The following is a 21334-nucleotide window of genomic DNA, read 5'->3' as shown; positions in this document are numbered from 1 at the left end:
CATTCAGGAAAAAAGTTGGTTTATCCGGTCTCCGGTTGGTATTGGGATTAGTTCTGGCAGGTATGCTTAGCGGCAATTTGCTGGGGCAGGCCGTACCGGCACCCGCCACCCCGGCTCCATCGTCCACTCCCTCTACTTTACCCGGAAATTTACCTCGTAACCTGCCCACTCAGGGCCTGCCCGGGCGCCCTGTTCCCGGCCAGACGTCCCCGCAAAATCCGGCCGGCCGGAGCACCTCTGGTCAGCCTCAACCCTCAACGCAATCGGCACCGGGCCAGCAACCCCAGACCGGCCGTACCCAAACGCAGCTATCGAACCAGAACGGAGCTAACCCAACCGGAACTGACTTTGAGATTCAGGCACAGGAAGACCAGAAAGCCAAAAACCAACTGACCAGTGATGAACTGCAGGAACAGGGCTATGAGGCTGCCCGTGAGCGGGAGAAACAGGAAATCCGCCGGAAGCTGTTCGGGTTTGAGATTTTCAACAATCCGGCCTACCAGGAAACGTTTGCGCCCAACCTCAATATGGCCACTCCTCAGAATTATCAGGTCGGGCCGGGCGATCAGCTAAATATTCGCTTGTATGGCTATTCAGAAGCCGATTTCTCCCAGACCGTCTCTCCGGAGGGTAATATTTACCTTGCCAACCAAACCGGAATTGGTCCGGTATCTGTAGTCGGCTTATCCATTGAGGCTGCTAAAACCCGGATCATCGATCGGCTGTCGAAAAAATTTGTAGGACTTCGCAACAGCACCTACGGCCCCCAGAATACCTATCTGGAGTTGACGCTGGGTAATATCCGGAGTATCCGGGTGTCTGTCCTGGGCGAGGCCGTAAAGCCAGGTACCTATTCTATCTCTTCATTGTCAACGGCGATGAACGCCATTTACCAGTCGGGAGGGCCAAATGAACTGGGCTCGTTCCGTAAAGTGCAGGTTATCCGGAACAACAAGGTCATCGCTACCCTGGACCTGTACGATTTGCTACTGCTGGGTGTTCAGCGAAACGATGTTCGTCTGCGGGACAATGACAACATTCGCTTCCAGACGTTTGAGAAACGGGTAGAAATTACCGGTCCCGTCAAGCGTAACAAAACATTTGAGATGCTGCCCGACGAGCACCTGGGTAAGCTTCTTTATTTTGCGGGCGGCTTTTCGGCCAACGCTTACAAAAGCCGGATTAAGATTACGCGGCTGACCGACCGGGAGCGCAAAGTTATTGATGTTGCCTCCGAACAATTCGACACCTTTACCCTACAGGATGGCGATCAGGTAATGGTGGAGCAGATTCTCGACCGGTTTGAGAACCAGGTAACCATAGAAGGGGCCGTATTCCGGCCGGGGCAGTATTCGCTGGATCAGAATAAGACCCTGAAACAGTTAATTGCTACTGCCGATGGCCTCAAAGGAGATGCCTTTACGGGCCGGATTACCATTGTGCGTACCCGTGAAGATCTGGCGATTGAGACCATAACTGTGAACTACGCCGATATTATCAATGGGACACGGGAGGACATACCGCTACAGCGGGAAGACAATATCGTTATTCCGTCGCGATTTAACCTGGCCGAACCAGCTACGATTATCATACAGGGCGAGATCAACAATGCAGCCGACTATATTACGATGCCGTACATGGCAAACATGACGCTGGAGGATCTGATTCTGCGGGTTGGCGGTTTAAAAGAATCGGCCGCTTCGTCGCAAATTGAGGTGGTTCGCCGGAAGAAGGATGTCGATCCCAAATCTACGACCGCCGAAGTAGCGGAAACGTACCGCATCTCCATCAACCGAGATCTGTCAATCAACCCCGGCGAGAGTAAGTTTTTGCTGGAACCCTTTGATCAGATAACCGTTCGGCGGTCACCAAATTATCAGGTCCAGACCTACGCCCGGGTAGAAGGGGAAGTAATTGTACCGGGCAATTACCCTATCCGGAGCAAGGATCAGAAAGTCTCGGATCTGGTAAACATGGCCGGCGGGTTAACGCCTTATGCGTACATAGAAGGTGCTACCCTGGTTCGCTCCATTCAGCTAAGCCCTGAGGAGATTGCCCAGCAACAGCGCTCAATAGCCGAAGTAGCCGATGATGCCCGCAAAAGCGTGGTTCGGGTCGATCCGCTCGCTACCGGTAAGCAAGAAGCAATAGGCATTAACCTGAAGCGTATTCTGGCCAACCCCGGCTCAACGGAAGATATGTTGATTCAGGAAAATGATGTGCTCCGGATTCCCAAGCGCCTGGAAACAGTCCGGCTTCAGGGCGAAGTGCTGCTACCGAATACGGTGAAGTTCCGCCCGAGTCAGACGTTTCAGGATTATATAGCGCAAGCCGGGGGCTTTACAGCCAAATCACAGCGAAGAAAGGCATTTGTGGTATACGCCAACGGCTCCGTCGACCGCACCCGAAAGTTTATGTTTTTTAATATTTATCCCCGGATAGAGCCCGGCTCGGAGATTATAGTGCCTACCCGGACTACAAACCCGCTTACGCCACAGCAGGTCCTGGGTCAGGCAACGGCCATTACCAGCTCCGTTATGACCCTGATTACCCTGATCCTGGCCTACCGGACCATTCGATAAAAAACAGACCTGGATTACACTTATGAGTACTGTCAACTCAACCGAAACAAACAATATGACCGTGCGGCCTGTACCGCCGGATCAGGTCTCACCCAAGGCGGTTCTGCTCTCCATCTTTCGCCTGAAGTATGTTTTCAAACGAAACTGGAAGATTTTACTGGGCCTTGTGCTGGCTGGTGGCATTATCGGCTTTGTTAAAGATAAGCTGACCGATAAAAAAGTGATTTATTCGGCAACCACTACCTTTAACCTGGGCGGTGCCAGCAACAGTTTTGGTGATATGGGCGCCTTAGCCACCGCTTTTGGACTGGGGCAGGCCGCACCCGAAGCCAACATTTTTGTAGGAGACAACTTCATGATCTATGCCAAATCCCGGCCGGTTGTCGAGAAAACCCTCATGAAGACCGTCAACATCAAGGGCAAAGACACCTTGCTGCTTAACTATTATATCCGCCATGGCGGAATCCTTGATGATGAATGGGAGGAGAATGAGGAACTCCGGACTTATAGTCTTCCGCAGGCCAAAAAGCCGGAAGAGTATACCATGCATGACCATAAGGCCCTGGCCCAGATCTACACCCGGATTCAGAATGAGATAGGGGTTAGTCAGCCGGAACGTAAATCGTCCTTTATGCAGCTACGAGCCGGTATGGAAGATGAAGATCTGGCCAAGGCATTTGTGGAGACCCATCTGGAGACCATTGAAGAAGATTATCGGCAGAAACAAACCAAGAAGACCCGCGAAATGCACGAGTTGCTAAAGCGTCGGGCCGACTCGCTGGGCAGGGAACTGGGATTGTCGGAAACCAGGCTGGCCCGGTATCAGGATCAGAATCAGCAGGTCGTAGTTGCCGAAGGGCGCGTTCAGGAAACGAAACTTACCCGTAACTCCTCTTTCCTGACAACGGTCTATTTCCAGGCGCTGCAGAGTGAAGAAAACATGAAGCTTTCCCTGATACGGGAAGCGCCTTTGTTTACGATTATTGAGCCGGTATCTTTACCACTTTTCCGGGAGGTAAAGTCGTCTGCAGCCATGCAGGTCGGTATAGCGCTGGGGCTTTTTTTCAGTGTCATAATTATCTTCTTCCGGGAGACGTACCGCTCCATTATGCAGGAAGGCTAGGAAATAAGTGATATGTTAAGAATTAAGACGGGGCCGCCCGGCAGTTGGGCTGACGTACCACATTGTTCTTTTTAATTCTTAACTCTTAATTCTCAACTCTTAATTCAACTAGTGAAAACACAGGAAATAGTTATCGAGTCTGGTCGGTCGGAGCGCCACTACTGGCGTGATCTCTGGCGTAACCGTGAACTGCTCCTCATTCTCTCAATGCGTGATATTTCTGTGCGCTACAAACAATCTGCACTGGGTATCTCGTGGAGTCTGATCCGACCATTGACTACAATGCTGATTATGGTGTTCGTATTCAGCAAAGTGGCCAAGCTGCCCGCCGATCCTGGGGTACCGTATCCTCTGATGGTTTTGGCCGGTCTCACCGTCTGGACATTCTTTTCCAATGCGTTTACGCAGGTCAGCTCCAGCATCACCGTCAATGCCAACCTGGTAACAAAAGTATACTTTCCGCGGTTAATAATGCCGATGAGTTCGGTTATGGTGAGTTTCCTGGACTTCCTGATCTCCCTGGCCCTCTTTGTCTTATTTGCGGTCTGGTATCAGGTTTCGCCAGACTGGCACCTGCTGTTTCTGCCGGTGTTTATCCTGCTGGCCCTGCTGGCTTCTTTTGCTTTCGGCCTGTTTTTTGCCGTTCTTAACGTTCGCTTTCGTGATGTGGGGCAACTAATTCCGTTTCTGGTTCAGATAGGATTTTACGCCTGTCCGATTGCGTATAGCAGTCGGCTCGTAGCCGACGAAAGATGGTACTCTTTATATATGTTAAATCCCCTGGTTGGGATAATTGATGGCTTTCGCTGGTCTTTGCTCGGCGGAAAAGCCTTTTTTAATCCACAAAGTGTTCTCGCTTCGGTACTGATTGTAGGGATTTGCCTGATCCTGGCTCTTTACTTCTTCCGAAAACGGGAAAATACATTTGTCGATGACATTTAAATTCACCATTTACTGACACCACATTATGTCGGTTATTGCAGCGGAAAATATCAGCAAACGGTATATCATAGATCATAAACGGAGCAAAGGTTCGAATACCCTGCGTGACGTAGTCACCGAGAGTTTTCGAAATTGGTTTGGGCGCAAACAGGAGCAGGAACAGACTTTCGAAAAAGAAGAGTTCTGGGCGCTCCGCGACGTTAATTTCAGCATTGATCAGGGCGACCGCGTCGGCATTGTCGGCCATAACGGAGCCGGTAAATCAACGCTGCTGAAGATTCTCAGCAAAATTACGGAACCGACCACCGGCTCGGTGCGCATTCAGGGGCGGGTTGCCAGCCTGCTCGAAGTTGGGACTGGTTTTCATCCGGAGCTGACCGGCCGCGAAAATATCTACCTCAACGGCTCCATTCTGGGCATGAAACGGGAAGAAATCCGGAAAGCGTTTGATGCTATTGTGGATTTTGGTGGTATCGAAAAGTTTCTCGATACACCCGTTAAGCGGTACTCGTCGGGTATGTACGTGCGATTAGGCTTCGCCATTGCCGCCCACCTTGACCCGGAGATCATGATTATCGACGAGGTACTGGCCGTGGGTGATGCCGAGTTCCAGAAAAAATGCCTCGGCAAAATGCGCGATGTATCGGCCAGCGGCCGCACCGTTCTATTTGTCAGCCATAACCTCACGGCTGTGCAGGCGCTCTGCAACAAGACCTTCTATTTTGAGAAGGGACGGCTGATCGAACAGGGAGAAACCAACCAGGTGATTGCCTCTTATCTGAGTAAAGTGTCCAAAACCAAACTGGTACGCACCTGGCAAACACCCGAAGAAGCGCCCGGCAATGATCGGGTCCGCATCCGACGCATTGAGCTGATTCCGGACTACCCCGACAAAGCTACCCATATCGACGTGCGCACACCGCTACGGGTCCGGTTTGAGTTCTGGAATATGACAGACCGCGTAAACCTGAACCTGAGTCTGCACCTGAACTCGCTGACCGGCGAATGTATCTTCAACATCGGTACACAATCGCAGACCTACAGCAAAGGACTCATTGCCGGCGAGTGCTACATTCCGGGGTATTTTTTAAACGATGGTTCTTATACAGTATCGGTAATGGTGGTCAAAGATACGGTCACGCCTTTGTTCAATCTGGAAGATGGCCTTACTTTCGAGGTAGAAGATTACCGGGAAGGTGTGGCCTGGTACGGTAAATGGCCCGGTTATGTACGTCCACAATTTCCGTTCGAAATGAAAATGGTAGAGGAGGAGGCTTTTGCTAAATGACCAATGTAACCAAATCGTACCTGCCTGACTTTGAGGACTACTGCCGTTATTTGAAAGGTGTCTGGGAACGGGTTCACCTGACCAATGATGGCCCGCTGGTACGTGACCTGGAAAACCAGTTGAAAGAGTATCTGGGTGTCAAGCACCTGAAGTTCTGTAGTAATGGAACCGTGGTGCTGCAAATGGCGCTGAAAGCCCTTCAGATTACCAAAGAGGTCATTACCACGCCCTTTTCGTACTGTGCTACCACCAACGCCATTCTGTGGGAGAACTGCACGCCCATCTTCGCGGATGTTCACCCCGGAGACTTTTGTATCGATCCGGCCGCTATTGAACCGCTGATTACGGAGAACACGCAGGCCATCCTGGCTACACATGTTTATGGAAATGCCTGCCGGATTGAGCAGATACAGGCGCTGGCCGACAAATACAAGCTAAAGGTTATTTATGACGGCGCTCATGCGTTTGGTGCCCAATACAACAACCGGTCCCTGCTTAGCTACGGGGATCTGAGCACCTGTAGTTTTCACGCGACCAAAGTATTTCACACTGTCGAAGGGGGGTGCATTATTACCAACGACGATGAAATGGCGCATAAACTGCATTTTTACCGGAGTTTTGGCCACCGTAACGATGATTACCAGAGCATTGGCATCAATGCCAAGAACTCTGAATTCCACGCGGCTATGGGGCTGTGCAATCTGCCTATGGTAGATGAGCTGATTGCTGCCCGCAAACAGCGATCAGCTTTGTATGACAGCCGGCTGGACTTCGCCCGGCTTGAGCGCCCTTCCCGCTTACCCGGACTGCAGTATAATTATGCGTATTATCCGGTCTTGCTGGAGTCGGAGCAGAAGCTGTTAGACGTGAAGGATGCGCTCCAGAAAGAAGGTATTTTTCCCCGGCGCTATTTTTACCCGTCGCTGAATACCCTGCCCTTTATAAAGCCGTTTCAGCCCTGCCCGGTTTCTGAAGATGTAGCTCTTCGGGTGCTGTGTCTGCCATTGTACCCGGATCTGCCGGAAGAAGATATAGAGCGAATCTGTACTATCGTCAATGAAGCGGTCTATATTACGGTATAGCCTTTTCTTGCACAGATAGACAACTATCCACCTGCTAACTTGAATCGTTTGTCCTATGACGGCTATATACCTGCTGTCTTTTGTTCTCTTTGTTGGCTATGTTGGCTGGCTTGCCACCCGGATTAGCCGGTATTCGCTTACCGAATGGCTGCTTACCTCGTTTCTCCTCTTTACCGGTAGTGTAATCCTGACCGGCTTTCTTTTGTCGGCGCTGTATCTGACGTCCACAACCCCGGCCTGGGCTGCTGGTGTATTCATAACCGCTACTGTGATTGGCGAACTGCTGCGCCGGCTGGTGCCCGATCGTACTCCTTTTTCGGTCCGGCAACTGCTGCAGGATCGCCGGCAGTTGCTAAGCCGGTGGTACTGGTCGCTCCGCCCCTATGTAAAGGCAATATTTACGGTCCTGTTTGTCACGCTGGCCATTATTGCGGTTACCAACCTGTTGCTGGTGCTATTTACAGTTCCCAATGAATGGGATAGTATGACGGGGCATCTTAACCGGGTTATGCAGTATATTCAGCGGGGTAGCATGCGCCACTTCGGTGGTACCAACTGGAATATGGACACTTACCCGAAGAGTGTCTGCACCCTGCAGATTTATTCGTTTCTGATAACCGGCCGGTTTGAGAGTGCATTCCGGCTTATTCACCATCTGTCGTACTGGATCAGTATCGTTGCCGTATTTGGCATTGTGCAGCGCATCGGCAGCAACCTAACGGCCAGTTTCTTCTGCGCACTAGGCTATGCCCTTCTGCCCAATTTTCTGATGCAGGCCATTACCACCGAGACCGATATAGTGCTGACGGCCTATCTGAGTGTACTGCTTTACATGCTTTTCACCTACCGTCAAACCCGCGATAGCCGCTATCTATACCTGGCGGGTATGGCATTCGGCATCGCCTATGGGCACAAAATCACGTTTACGCTGCTGCTGCCGTCGGTATTCGTTATTATGCTTTACACCGTCTTTCTGGCACCAGACTTTGGTCAGTTTTTCGGAAGGGTCCGGCGGTTGGCACTAGCCATCATCGTGGGTATGTGCATCTGGACCCTGCCGACGGGCTATTTAAAAAATATTGAAGTCTTTGGGCACCCCATTGGTCCGCCCACGGCGCTGAAACACCAGTCGGTAGAGCGGGCGGGCTCGTTGCCTAACCTGGTAAAACAGGGTAGCCGTAACCTGGTGCGCTACGCCTACGATCACTTCAATCTTGATGGTATCCGTAACCTGCCGGCGGGGGTCTCGCTAAACGTTCAGATGCGAAGGCCCATAGTCTGGCTGGAAGATAAGTTTGGGTTACGGCTGGATGAAGAGACCGACTTTTCCATTATGCCGTTTGCCTTCAACCGAAAATTTGCGTATTACAATGCTAACCCGTACTGGGGAGTTTTCGGCTTTGGTCTAATCATTCCGCTGCTCATCCTGACGCTGCTGGGTGTTGCCCGGTCGGTGCCGCACCGCTATCTGGGCGTTGCCGTGCTGCTGCACTTTGCGGCCCTCTCCTACTCGGCGCCGTACGATCCGTTCAAAGGGCGGTATTTTATTGAAACAGGTTTACTGGGCATTCCCTTTCTGGCGCTGCTGTTCCTGAGTCCCCGGGTTTCGGTCGATAAACCCGGACGGGTGGCCGGCAAAGCATACGTCGGGCTGATAACCGTTTTAGGCTGTATCTCCGCGCTGCTCTGCGTATTCTGTAATATTCGGGCGCTACCGTTTAGCTGGAACGGACACGAATCAGCGTTCACTGCCGGCCGCATGCAGCAGATAACCGTAGGCCGGCCGGATATTTATATACCCTACAGCCGCTTCGACTCGATTGTGCCCCCCAATGCCACCGTAGCCCTGGGCACCATCAACGATGATTATGAGTATCCGCTCTACGGAAAAGACCTTTCCCGGCGGCTGATTACAATCAATCCCTTCGAAAAGGGGGTTCAGCCTATTCCCAAAGAAGCCGATTACCTGTTCTTTGCCCGGAGTGTCATTACTCCGCAACCCGGAGACCTCCGGCTCGGCACAGATACTACCCTGCGCGAAAAAATGACGGTACCGGGCGAAGATTATTACCTGAGGAAGCTTAAATGAAACTCGCTATCATGCAGCCCTACTTCCTGCCCTACATTGGGTATTTTCAGTTGATGAACCTCGTCGATAAGTTTATTCTCTACGATGACGTGGCCTTCATTAACCGGGGTTGGGTAAACCGCAATCGAATGCTGCTCAACGGAAAGGAACACCTGTTCACAATTCCGCTGAAAGATGCCAGCCAAAACAAACGGATCTGTGATATTTCCCTGGCCGACGATCCGAAGTGGCGGGATAAACTGCTGAAAACGATAGAACAGGCGTACCGGAAAGCTCCTTTTTATAATACGGTTTTTCCTTTAACCACAAAAATGCTCAATTTCGGGGCAGCCAATGTGGCAGACTACATCCGGCATAGCTTTGAGGTGCTGAATCCCTACATCGGTATTCAAACGGAGGTGATTCCGTCCTCGTGTGTATACGCCAATGACAAACTAAAAGCGCAGGACCGAATTCTGGATATTTGCCGGCAGGAAAACGCAACGCATTATATTAACCCAATTGGGGGAATGGAACTCTACCGGAAAGAGGATTTTGCCGCAGCCGGTATGCAGCTTAGCTTCATACGATCGCAGCCGGTGGTGTATCCACAATTCCGGAATGAATTTGTCCCCTGGCTGTCTGTGCTGGATGTCCTGATGTTTAATGAGCCGGCCACCGTTCGGTCGATGTTAGCTAAATACGAACTCTTGTGATCTGAAAACCCTATGGCGAAAGTAGTTATTTTTGGTGTCCTGGACACGGCCGAACTGGCCCATTTTTACCTGACCAACGATTCAGATCACCAGGTGGTGGCCTTTACGGTTAATCGGGAGTATCTGGAAGCCGATCAGTTTAAAGGTTTACCGGTGGTAGCCTTTGAAGACCTGGAAACGTTTTACCCTCCGCAGGATTACCGTTTTTTTGCGCCCATGACCGGCCGGAAGATGAACAAAAACCGTGAGAATGTATACCAGCAGGCCAAAGCCAAAGGCTACGACTGTATTTCCTACATCAGTTCGAAGGCAACACTGTTCGGCAACACCATCGGCGAAAATTGCTTTATTCTGGAAGATAACACCATCCAGCCCTTCACCACCATCGGGAATAACGTAGTGCTGTGGAGCGGTAACCATATTGGTCACCACGGGCAGATCGGCGATCATGTGTTTTTCACCTCACACGTGGTGCTGTCGGGCCATTGTGTGGTAGAGCCGTATTGTTTCTTTGGGGTCAATAGTACCATCCGTGATTACACCCATCTGGCCACCGGAACCCTGGTCGGAATGGCAGCCGCTATTTACAAAAACACGGAGGAATGGGGCGTTTACATTGGTAACCCAGCCAAGAAACTCCCTCAGCCCAGTCATGAAGTGTATTGATTAGTTGAGGTTTGAGGTTGCTACACTACGCTAACTTTAAACGTCAAACCTCAAACCTGAAACTACAGACTATAAACGATTGTCTAAAAAGCGTATACTTTTTATTGGTCACGATGCCAACCGCGCCGGCGCTCAGTTGGTTTTGCTGCAACTTATTCGGCTGCTGCAACAGGATGGCGGCTATACCATGCACCTGCTGCTGGGTGAGGGTGGCCCACTGCTAGCCGATTACCGGCAGCTCTGCCCCGTAACGCTCTGGCCACCGGCCACCCCCTACCTTTTGGGGCCGGTGGCCGATAAAATTATCGGGAAACTTGGTCTCTGGCAGACGCTGGCCAGCCGGCAGCAAACGCAACGGCAACAGACCCTTTATCAGGAACTACAGCTCGATACGGTCGATTTGGTTATGGTCAACACCGTTGCGGGTAGCCGCTGGTTCCGGCAATTACCCCTTGCCGGAACCCTGCCGGTGATTACGTTTGTCCACGAGCTGGAAATGTCGGTGCAGATGTATACCCAGCCCGATGAGTTGGCCTACCTGCTCGAGCGGTCTAACCAAATCCTGGCTGTTTCTCAGGCGACCATTGGGTATTACCAGACAGAGCATGGGGTGCCCCCCGCCAAGATCTCGCAGTTCACCCTGGTAGACCTGCCAAGCCTGCAGCAGGCAATTGCAAACGCCCGTACCCGGCCCAAGCCGCTGCTCGACCACGGCATTCCCGAAAATGCCCTCATTATTGGCGGCTGTGGCAATGCCGAATGGCGAAAAGGAAATGATCTTTTTGTGGTTCTGGCCCGGCTGGTCAAAAGCCGCCTGCCGCAGACCGATATCCATTTTGTCTGGGTGGGAATGCCCTCAGGTTCGCTCCGGGACGACTTACTTCTAGACATCAAAAAGGCGGGTTTAGCGGACCTGGTGCACCTGATCCCGCCCACGCCCGACGTACTCCGGTACATTGCCCACTTTGATATATTTGTGCTTTGCTCGCGCGAAGACCCCTATCCGCTGGTTGTGCTGGAGGCCGGCCTGAGCGAAGTACCGGTTGTTTGTTTCGACAAGGCCGGTGGTGCGCCTGAATTGGTAGAAACCAATGGTGGTTTGGTAGCTCCTTACCTCGACCTGTCGACCATGTGTGAGCAGATGGTACAGTTGGCAACCGATGCCGCTTTACGGCAGACGCTGGGGCGGCAGCTTGCGCAGAAAATTGTTGCACGCCATAACAATACCCAAAGCATGCACTTGCTTTTAACGAGTCTGCGCACTCTTATTCCGTAAAATATGACGCTGGCCTTTACCCTTTGTTCAGTCAACTATCTGGCTCAGGCCCGTACACTGGGCGACTCGCTGGCGGAGACGAATCCTGACTGGCAGTTTGTGATCGGTTTGGTCGATAAGCTGGCAACCGCCGGTTTACCCGAAGCCTTATACCCCCGCTATCGGATGGTTGAAGTCGACCAGATTGGTATTCCTGATTTTGCCGGTATGTGTGACCGGTACGACATTACAGAACTTAATACGGCGGTTAAACCGTTTTTTATCGATTATTTTTTCAATACGCATCCGGCTGTCGATAAAGTTATATATTTCGATCCGGATATTATCGTGTTCGAGCCGTTGAACCGGCTGAGCGATCACCTGAACCAGCATTCAATGGTGCTTACGCCACATGCCTGTACGCCCGTTGGCGACTGGGAGCGGCCCAACGATCTGCACCATTTAAATACGGGTATCTTTAATCTGGGGTTTATAGGTCTCCGGCGTACACCCGAGGCCCGTCAGTTCGTTACCTGGTGGGCACAGCGGCTGGTCAACGAATGCCGGATTGATTTATGCGCCGGCCTGTTTGTGGATCAGCACTGGGTTAATTTCGCCCCCATCTACCACAGCAATGTCTGGATCGAGAAGCACCCGGGGTATAATGTAGCGTACTGGAATCTCCACGAACGATTTTTTACCCACGAACCGGCAAACGAGCCGGGGAAAGCCGACCGTTGGCTAATTAACAAAAAAGAAACGCTGTTTTTTTTTCATTATAGCGGGTATAATCCCGGCAAACCTACAGACATATCAAAATATCAGACCCGGTATTCGTTCGCCGATCGACCTGATGTACTTGCTCTGTTTGATTTATATAGGCATCGATTATTAGCCAATCAGAACGAAATATACAGCCAATACCCCTGCGTTTACATCAAACCACCTAGTGTGCAACGTTATAAACGTGTGCGAAAATGGCTTAAAGCACCGTTTAACCAATTGATTGCTGTGTTAGAATCCAGATAAGTATGATTTCATGGTCAGACTTTATTGCGCTTTGGACTCACCGATACCACAAATACACGCATATTGCGGGTAAGTACCTTTCATTTGCTAAAAAATACCTGCGGCTGCGTCGGTTAAAGGCAAGGCTAGGTAATCGTATGCTGGTCGGTATAATGCTTTCCGAACAGTTCGGCGATATTATTGCCTGCGAACCGGTAGCCCGTGAAGTCCGTATTCTGCATCCGGATGCTTACATCATTTGGTTTGTCCGCAAACCGTATGTAGAGCTCGTAGCCAACCACCCTGATCTGGACGGCTATATAGTTGAAAAATGTCCAGGCGAGCGGGAACAAATCCTGCGCTCCGGCATCCTGGATAAGGTATATAACCTGCATCTGTCTCATCGGAAATGCAAGTACTGCTTCGAAGACCCCATCAACCCGATTGCCGACCAGTTAGACATCACCTATGCCAACTATTTTCACAAGGGCAATCTGCTGTCTGTGTTTTCGAAGGCTGCCGGCCTGCCCCCCCTGGACGATACGCCACGGCTTTACCTGCCCAACCCCGTTTTTGGAAAAATTGATTCGTTACAGCTTCCGCAGCCTTACATTGTTATAAACTGCCAGTCGAGTCATGTACCAAAAGACTGGTCACCGGTCAACTGGAACCGGCTAACGCGCTGGCTGCTGGATAACTACCCGTATGCCGTTGTCGAAGTAGGGCTTAAGCCAGTGGTGAACCTGAGTCACCCGCGTTTTTTTAATCTCTGCGGGCAGTTACAAATTCTGGAGACGGCCGAGGTGATCCGACGCAGCCATCTGTTTATCGGGATTGATAGCGGCCCTGCCCACCTGGCCAACGCAGCCGGCACGGAAGGCATTATTTTATTAGGGCAGTTGTTTGATTTTGTCGATTACATGCCCTACTCCGGCCGCTATAAACGCGGAGAAGGTATAACCATTATCAACAATCTTGGACATCCCTGCGCCGACCTACCGTACGAATGGGTGCAGGAAGCGGTGGAACTCCGGTTGAGTCAAGTAAAACAGGTATGACAAGAGTTGACAATCCGAGCGTTTGCGTCGTTATTCCTATTTATAAATCAGAGCTGACTCCGTACGAAGCCATTGCGCTAACCCAATGTATGCGGGTGCTGGGGCACTATCCCGTAGTACTGGTGAAACCAAACTCCCTGGATGTACGTAATCTTACAAAAAATTACCCAACTTTACAGGTTCGTTGCTTTGCCGACAGCTATTTTACAGATATACAGGCGTATAACCGACTGATGCTGGCCGAACAGTTTTACAGGTCCTTTGCCGATTTTGACTATATGCTGATCCATCAACTCGACGCTTTTGTCTTCCGGGATGAACTCAGTGACTGGTGCCGGCGGGGCTACGATTACATTGGTGCCCCGTGGCTGAGAGACCGCGATTTTACGGGCTGGTCGGATGAGGCCCTTTTCGCGATCCGGAAAAAAGTAGCTACGCTGCTAAACCTGAAAAAAGCAGATGGCCTGACACCCCGCGAAATCGTCAGCCTCAACAGCGTTGGCAACGGTGGGTTTTCGCTCCGGCGTATTTCTGTGCTGCTCCGCTGGCTCCCCTATTTCCGGCGGGTCATCGAACAGTATGAGCGCGTTCATGCCCATCAATACAACGAAGATGTATTCTGGGGTATTGAAGTAAACCGCTATTTCCCGTTGCTGAGGATTCCCGACTTCCGGAAAGCCCTCCAGTTTGCGGTTGAATTTTATCCGGAACGGGCCATTGCGGTCTATAACCAGGGACATTTGCCTTTCGGCTGCCACGCCTGGGATATTCACGGCACTGAATATTGGCGACCGATTTTTGCCCGTTACGGCTACGAAATCTAGTGTATGAACCAACCGGAGAATAAACGGCCAACTGTATCCATTGCGTTGTGTACCTACAACGGAGAAAGCTATCTGCAGGCTCAGTGGCAAAGCTTGCTGGAGCAGCAGCAGTTGCCAGATGAAGTCATTGTCTGCGATGACGTTTCGTCGGATCAAACGGTTGACCTGCTGCATAAGTTGTCGGCCAATGCGCCCTTTCGGGTGCATATTGTTACCAACCCAACTCAGTTGGGGTACAACAAGAACTTTGAGAAAGCGCTGTCCCTCTGCTCGGGCGATTTGATTTTTATCTGCGATCAGGACGACTTCTGGCTGCCGGAAAAGATGGCGACCATGCTTCGCTTTATGGAGCAGCGGCCAGCCGTACAGGTAGCCTTCAATAATGCGGAGCTGGCCGACGAACACCTGAAGCCTATCAATCAGCTTTTCTGGGAACAGGTGCGGTTTGATCCGCTCACCCAGGACCGCTGGAGAGCCGGCGAAGCGCTGGATATATTACTGGACGGCAACCGCATGATGGGGTGTGCCTCGGTCATTCGCCGGCAATTCCTGCCCAAACTCCTGCCTATTCCGGTGGATCTGCCAGGTTATATTTACGACGGCTGGCTGGCGCTGGTGGCGGCTGCCTACAATGCCATCGACTTTGTGGATAAACCTATGCAGTTGTACCGGATTCACGTCAGGCAGCAGGTGGGCGTGAAAGGGGCAGATGATTCAGCCGGCAAACCCATTTCGCTGTGGGACCGCCTGAGTCGGGAGCGCACCATCAAACTGGAGCCGCTGCAGGAAAAGCATCAGCAACTGCAATCGATTTACAACTTTCTGACCGAGCGCGTACCGGCCAATGCCCCTGGTATGCCCCAGATCTGCCGCCGGCTCAGCCACTACCAGATGCGCAGTAGCTTACCAGACAACCGAATCAAACGCTTTTTCCCGGTCATCCGTAACGTGTGGCAGGGTAACTATCACCGCTACGCCGACGCAGCCGCCAACTGGTATGCCCCATATCTGGCGGCTTTAGGCGATATGCTGGAATAATTCTGAACAATCGAGTGCTACTAACTATTTGTACCCTTCGGCAACTGCCTCAGGCCCTGGCCCTGGGCGAGAGTTTTCGTCAACACCATCCGGATCTGCCCTTTGTGGTGGGTCTTGCCGATGATCCCTCGCACCTGCCGGCCTCCTTTTCTATACCTTATCCGATCATTACGGTCGCCGACTGTCTGGGTGAGCAGCTTTCGGCCCTGTCGGCCCGGTATACACCTGTCGAATTAGCAGCCGCCTGTAAACCGGCCCTGATTCGTACCGCTTTTGAGCGCTACCCGGCTGTCAGCTATCTGCTCTACGCCGATCCGTCTGTGTATATTTACCAGCCGTTAACGCCTGTTTTTGACAAACTGGCCGACCACACACTGGTACTGACGCCCCATATTACCCGGTCCCCGGCCGATGCTCATTTCCCGGATGAGAAGTATTTTCAGAACACCGGCCTGTACAGCGCCGACTTTCTGGCGTTCCGGCGCTCGGCCGAAACCGACCGCCTGCTCACCTGGTGGCAGGACCGGGTCACTCCGCGGGCGGTCATCGACTATTGTGAGGGGCTCTGCCTGGATCAGATCTGGCTGATGCACACCCCGGCCTTTTTCAATGGTGTTTTGGTGGTGAAAGATCCAGGATGGCATGTGGCACTCTGGAACCTCCACGAACGGCAGCTCGCGCAGGGGCCGGCCGGCTGGCAGGTCAATGCAGCCGGCCCGCTGCTGTTTGCCAACTTCAAAGGGCTGCATAATCCCGACGACGGCCTGTTTCCTTATCAGAATCGGTTCCGGTTATCGCAGCGCCCGGATGTGCAGCAATTACTGCAACAATACCGGTCACGCTGGCGGCAGCCGGCCTACAAAGAACTTTCCCGACTGCATCCGGCATACGGTATCCGTCCCGAACCCGTAGTTCTGCGCGGCTGGCGCCGTATTCTGGTAGGGTATATTCGGAAAGTAAATGATTTTATTGATTCTGTGCCGCTACCCGTGCTGAATCGCTGACGCATACTCAGTTCTTCACCTACGGCTTGGGATTTATAATATAAATCCATTTATTTGCGGGCAATTTTTCTAAGAAAAATCCAAACAGGCTCCGCTGGTATGAAGGTATTGTATGACCATCAGTCATTTACGGGTGCTGCTTATGGGGGGGTCAGTCGGTACTTTTTCGAACTGCTGCGGTCATTTGCAAAACGCGACGATATAGAGTTTGAACTGTCGCTCCGCTTTTCCAACAACGAGTATTTAGATCAGGAGTCGTTCAGTCGCCATTTTCGGTTTCGTCCCTTAGCGCATCTGCAGAACGTCAACCGGCTGGCGTCTATGCTAAATCGTATCCATAGCATTCAGCGGCTACAGAAGGCCCGGTTCGATGTGTTTCATCCAACCTATTACCATCAGTACTTTCTGAAATACATCAACGGCAAGCCCTTTGTACTGACGTTTCACGACGCTACCAGCGAGCGCTACGGTCACCAATACCCCGAACTTGGTGAAAACCTGAATGACGTAAAAAAGCTGCTTATCAAACGGGCCGACCGGATTATAGCGGTTTCGGAGTATTCAAAACAGGAACTGCTGACCTTTTATAATGTTGACCCGGATAAGGTCCGGGTTATTCACCTGGGCACCTCATTTGCCCACTATACACCCCGGCAAACCACCCCGGCCTTACCGTTTCCCTACCTGCTCTTTGTGGGAAAGCGCCCTTTGTACAAAAACTTTCCTGCCTTTTTTCGGGCCGTACAGCCGGTTTTGCACCGGCACCGGGATATACACCTGGTGTGTGCCGGGGGTGGAACTTTCACCCATGCTGAGCAGGAATTATTTCATGCCGCCGGGCTTACCCATCGGGTGCATTACCGGCCCGTTACAGACGCTGCGCTCTACAACCTCTACCAGCATGCGCTGGCGTTTGTCTTCCCTTCACTGAACGAAGGGTTCGGCATACCCGTTCTGGAGGCTTTTAGCTGCGGCTGTCCGGCGGTATTAAGCAATCGCAGTTCGTTGCCGGAGGTAGGGGCCGACGCGGCTGTTTACTTCGATCCGGACGATGACGAAGCCATCGCCGATGCCGTTGAGCGCGTAATTACCCAACCCAGCCTGCGCGACGACCTGCGCCGGCGGGGAGCCGGGCGTATCCGGCTTTTTTCCTGCGAAAAAACGGCGCAGCAAACGTTTCAGGTCTATAAAGAACTTGTCTGATATGCCAACCGGTGCCACCGATTTATTGCGTAATTTTGTAACCAGGCCCCTGTTCAACACCAGCGGCCCGCCGGCCGATGTTCGGGGCATACCCAAAATAACGATAGTTACCCCATCGTTTAATCAGGTCGACTACCTGGAACGAACCATCCTGAGTGTGCTGAACCAGCAGTATCCCAATCTCGAATACTTTATTATCGATGGCGGATCGACCGACGGCAGTATCGATATCATTCGAAAGTATGAACCGTATCTGACCGGCTGGGTCAGCGAAAAAGACAGGGGGCAGACCGACGCCATCAACAAAGGATTCCGGCGGGCTACCGGCGATCTGATTGCCTTTCAGAACTCCGACGACCTTTACGCGCCTGGTTCGTTTCACCGGGTGGCGCAAGCCTGGCAGCAGGCACCTAATACCGATGTTTTCTACGGAAACTTATATTTTATTGATGAGCAGGACGTTATCACAGAAGAGATGCGGGCCCTCACGTTCTGTGCTGCCTGTCAGGTGTATGAAGGTATGCAGGTTTTCAACCAATCGCTTTTTCTCAAACGGGATAGTCTGACCCGCTTTGGCCTGCTGGATGAGCAACTGCGGTTTGTTATGGACTACGAAATTATTACCCGACTGGGTGTACAGCCAGGCGTTCGTTTTCAGTACCTTAGCGATCTCTGGGGTGGGTTCCGCGTACAGCCGGCGGCCAAATCGTCGAACATCGCCGTAACAGGCCGCCAGGAGCACCAGATGATTAAGGACAAATACCGGGGCCGGCTCAATAGCCGGTTTGGCGAAACCTTCTGGCGACGCTACTGCCGGGTGCGAAAGCTCGCGTGGCATTTGACCAGGGGTGAGTTTACGTATATTTTACATCGACTATTACTCAAGAAATAATGATAGGCAGGCTGATCTACAGACTGGACTTAATGCGGATGTGCCTGGGCATCTTTTTGCTGATTGATGGGTTTCCGCTTATTTTTTACATCAAAGAATTTCTGCGTGTAGCCCCCGGTAGCACTACGTTCACGGCCATTTTTATTCTGGTCGGGCTCATAATCATGATTCCCATCAGTATGTTTCGGAAGCTCTACAAGCCTAATGTTACTTTATTCTGGTTCCTGCTGGCTTTCCTGGTCTGGTGTATGGCCTATATGTTCTTCTATAACCGGGGCGATAATGAGCGAACGAAAGACCTGATTTACTACAGTTATGTCATTGCCTTTCTGATCATACTGGTCAACGTTCCTAATACCGTAAACCGGGAGATTGTTATTGTGGGTGCCTTGTTTGCCCTGGTTTCCAACCTGGCACTTATTCACGCCCTGATTGCCGACCCAACCTGGACGATTGGACAACGGGCGGCTATTCTGTACGGCGAAGGCGATAACCGGACTGGTAATCCGCACGTGTTCTCCCGAAACGCCCAGATTGGTATGGTCTGTTCGCTGATCTGGGCCTATAGGTCCAACGCCGGTATTTTTGTTCGAAGTTTTGGCTTGATTCTGGCCTTTTTTAATCTGATCATTCTGGTGCTTACTTTCAGTAAAGGAGCCATTCTTTCTACGCTGATCGCCTTGGGGCTGTTTGCTGCGGCCAACTTCAACGCCAAAACCATGCGAAATATGGGCCGCCAGCTTGTGAGCCCTACCGGAATTGCCATCATGTTAATTCCATTCATCGCATTTCAGTATTTTATTTACAAAAGGCCGGATATCTGGGGCATTATTCTCTCGTATGGTTTTGCCATTTATGACCGCTTTTCTGAGAATATTCTAGCCCTGCTGGCAGATCGTTCGGCAAATGCCGGCCCGGTGGAGCTCGACGCATCATCGGCCAACCGGGTGGTCAGTTTTCACTTTGCCAACCTGGCCCTGGAAGGGCACGCTCACCGCCTGATCTTCGGATTCGGCTACAAGTTTCAGTACATGGATGTTCCGGTGCTGGAAACCCTGATTTGTCTGGGCATCTTTGGCTTCCTGCTGTACAGCACCATGCTGGTGAAATTCATGATACACGCGGTCCGGATAATCTTCAAAGGAGGTATTGAAATAGAGTTGTTCATTGCTTTCCTGTATATCTTCGTCTTTGTTAACTATTTTACAGGGGGGCGGCCATACGAAATGGCCAATTTGCTTCCGCTCTGTCTTTTTGTTCGTTTTCTGGGTATCTATTATCCCGATTATGTTCCCAGTTTCTTAAGCTCTGCCCGTAAACTACCGGCGGTGCCGGGTTAAAAGCAACCTACCGGCACACCAGGTACGATGCGCCGGTTGAGTTCTCGTCCAGTACAAGTCCGCCTTATCGGTTCATGCGAATTCTTATTGTTCATAACACCTTGTGGGCTCACTACAAGTCGGTACTGTTTCATCATCTGGCAAAAACTGCCCGGCAGGCATCGGCAGAGGTGTATGTAATTCAGATTGCACTCACCGAAAAGCACCGCATAGGCCTGGGCACCCCCGATCAACTTATCAGCGACTATCCCCATGAGGTGCTGTTCGACTCGGCGCTGGAAGACATCTCCCTGCTCCGGCGCGCCTGGAAACTCCTCAAACGCGGCTGGGCCTACAACCCGGACATTATTACCATTACGGGCTACTACGATCCGGCTCAGGTTCTGCTCGCCCTCGCCTTGAAGCTGCGTGGCTGCCGCATTGTGGTACAAAATGAATCAACGTCTGTGGATCAGGCCCGGCATTCCTGGCGGGAAACGCTGAAAACCTGGTTTTTAGACGCTTGCGACGGCTTCTTTTGTTTTGGCAGCCGCGCGGCCGACTATCTGCTCCGGCTGGGCGTCCGGCCCGACCGTATTCTGGTCAGCAACAACGCCGTGGTTGATAACCAGCGGCTCCAGGCCGTCTATGCTGAAGCCCGGCTGTACCGGGCCGAACGCCGGCGCGAACAGCAACTGAAGCCCTGCAACTTTATTTATGTAGGTCGCTTTACAGAGGCCAAAAACCTGCCTATGCTGCTCCAGGCCTTTGCCGAAGTCAGCCGGCGCAGTGCAGCGGCCGCCACGTGGGGGCTGCTGCTGCTGGGCGATGGCCACCAGAAGAACGAACTACAGCAGCAGGCAGAGCAGCTCAACCTGAGCGACTCGGTACGGTTTATTCCCGGTCAGTACTGGTATAAAGTCCCGGAATACCTGGCCCTGGCCGATGTGCTGGTTCTGCCCAGCCGCTCGGAACCCTGGGGGCTGGTCGTCAACGAAGCGATGGCCTGCGGCATGCCCGTTATCGTCTCTGACCGCTGCGGCTGTGCCCCCGATCTGGTGCGGCCCGGTGAGAACGGCTTTGTTGTCGGCGTCGATAACCCGGCGGAGCTGATACGCGCTATGGAGCTGTTTATCAACGAAACCGTCTCGGGCCCGGCCATGGGAGCGGTATCGCGCCGGCTTATTGCCTCGTATGCGCCCGAAGCCGTTGCCGGAGAAATGATGCAGGAATTTGTGAAACTCAACGGTACCTAGTTATTTGCGA

General features: G+C 52.0%; 18 protein-coding genes. All 18 read left to right on the top strand.

Annotation, left to right across the window (positions count from 1 at the left end; translation table 11 throughout):
* Positions 1-62 precede the first annotated feature (62 nt).
* Positions 63-2582, top strand: a complete 2520-nt coding sequence (locus ABD931_RS10800) for a polysaccharide biosynthesis/export family protein (protein ID WP_345266850.1) — start codon at positions 63-65, stop codon at positions 2580-2582.
* 22 nt (positions 2583-2604) lie between these two features.
* Positions 2605-3705, top strand: coding sequence for a GumC domain-containing protein (locus ABD931_RS10795; RefSeq protein ID WP_345266848.1), 1101 nt, complete (start codon positions 2605-2607; stop codon positions 3703-3705).
* 111 nt (positions 3706-3816) lie between these two features.
* Positions 3817-4647 (top strand): ABC transporter permease, encoded by an 831-nt coding sequence (locus tag ABD931_RS10790; protein WP_345266846.1) that lies wholly within the window; start codon positions 3817-3819, stop codon positions 4645-4647.
* Positions 4648-4672: 25 nt separating this feature from the next.
* On the top strand, positions 4673-5935 hold the full coding sequence (locus tag ABD931_RS10785) for an ABC transporter ATP-binding protein (RefSeq protein ID WP_345266844.1): 1263 nt from the start codon (positions 4673-4675) through the stop codon (positions 5933-5935).
* A complete protein-coding gene (locus ABD931_RS10780) occupies positions 5932-7017 on the top strand; it encodes a DegT/DnrJ/EryC1/StrS family aminotransferase (RefSeq protein ID WP_345266842.1) in 1086 nt (361 codons plus the stop codon). Before ABD931_RS10785 ends, ABD931_RS10780 begins: the two co-directional genes overlap by 4 nt.
* Before the next feature lie 55 nt (positions 7018-7072).
* Entirely contained in the window at positions 7073-9106 is a 2034-nt protein-coding gene (locus ABD931_RS10775) for an ArnT family glycosyltransferase (protein WP_345266840.1), read from the top strand.
* Entirely contained in the window at positions 9103-9801 is a 699-nt protein-coding gene (locus ABD931_RS10770) for a WbqC family protein (protein WP_345266838.1), read from the top strand. The genes ABD931_RS10775 and ABD931_RS10770 overlap by 4 nt, the downstream gene beginning before the upstream one ends.
* A 12-nt stretch (positions 9802-9813) precedes the next feature.
* The gene (locus ABD931_RS10765; RefSeq protein WP_345266837.1) at positions 9814-10467 is read left to right on the top strand and encodes an acetyltransferase; all 654 of its coding nucleotides are present in this window, start codon (positions 9814-9816) and stop codon (positions 10465-10467) included.
* A gap of 79 nt (positions 10468-10546) precedes the next feature.
* Positions 10547-11743 carry a glycosyltransferase family 4 protein gene (locus tag ABD931_RS10760; RefSeq protein ID WP_345266836.1) on the top strand — a complete coding sequence of 399 codons (1197 nt, stop codon included), beginning with the start codon at positions 10547-10549 and terminating at the stop codon, positions 11741-11743.
* Positions 11744-11746: 3 nt separating this feature from the next.
* Entirely contained in the window at positions 11747-12751 is a 1005-nt protein-coding gene (locus ABD931_RS10755; protein ID WP_345266835.1) for a glycosyltransferase family protein, read from the top strand.
* A 137-nt stretch (positions 12752-12888) separates the two neighbouring features.
* Positions 12889-13788: a glycosyltransferase family 9 protein gene (locus tag ABD931_RS10750; protein ID WP_345266834.1), complete on the top strand. Its 900-nt coding sequence runs from the start codon at positions 12889-12891 to the stop codon at positions 13786-13788.
* The gene (locus ABD931_RS10745) at positions 13785-14612 is read left to right on the top strand and encodes a DUF5672 family protein (RefSeq protein WP_345266833.1); all 828 of its coding nucleotides are present in this window, start codon (positions 13785-13787) and stop codon (positions 14610-14612) included. The genes ABD931_RS10750 and ABD931_RS10745 overlap by 4 nt, the downstream gene beginning before the upstream one ends.
* A 3-nt stretch (positions 14613-14615) precedes the next feature.
* Complete coding sequence (locus tag ABD931_RS10740; RefSeq protein WP_345266832.1) at positions 14616-15650, top strand: glycosyltransferase; 1035 nt, start codon at positions 14616-14618, stop codon at positions 15648-15650.
* A gap of 14 nt (positions 15651-15664) precedes the next feature.
* Positions 15665-16654 (top strand): hypothetical protein, encoded by a 990-nt coding sequence (locus ABD931_RS10735; protein ID WP_345266831.1) that lies wholly within the window; start codon positions 15665-15667, stop codon positions 16652-16654.
* A 99-nt stretch (positions 16655-16753) separates the two neighbouring features.
* Positions 16754-17857 carry a glycosyltransferase family 4 protein gene (locus tag ABD931_RS10730; protein WP_345266830.1) on the top strand — a complete coding sequence of 368 codons (1104 nt, stop codon included), beginning with the start codon at positions 16754-16756 and terminating at the stop codon, positions 17855-17857.
* Between the two features lies 1 nt (position 17858).
* Positions 17859-18749, top strand: a complete 891-nt coding sequence (locus tag ABD931_RS10725; protein ID WP_345266829.1) for a glycosyltransferase family 2 protein — start codon at positions 17859-17861, stop codon at positions 18747-18749.
* A complete protein-coding gene (locus ABD931_RS10720) occupies positions 18749-20089 on the top strand; it encodes a hypothetical protein (RefSeq protein WP_345266828.1) in 1341 nt (446 codons plus the stop codon). The genes ABD931_RS10725 and ABD931_RS10720 overlap by 1 nt, the downstream gene beginning before the upstream one ends.
* A gap of 74 nt (positions 20090-20163) precedes the next feature.
* Complete coding sequence (locus tag ABD931_RS10715) at positions 20164-21324, top strand: glycosyltransferase family 4 protein (RefSeq protein WP_345266827.1); 1161 nt, start codon at positions 20164-20166, stop codon at positions 21322-21324.
* Positions 21325-21334 lie beyond the last annotated feature (10 nt).

The sequence above is a fragment of the Nibrella viscosa genome (genome assembly GCF_039541875.1).
GTDB lineage: Bacteria > Bacteroidota > Bacteroidia > Cytophagales > Spirosomataceae > Nibrella > Nibrella viscosa.
Note: the sequence above shows the minus strand (reverse complement) of the source record. Positions and strands in the feature narration are given on the sequence as shown.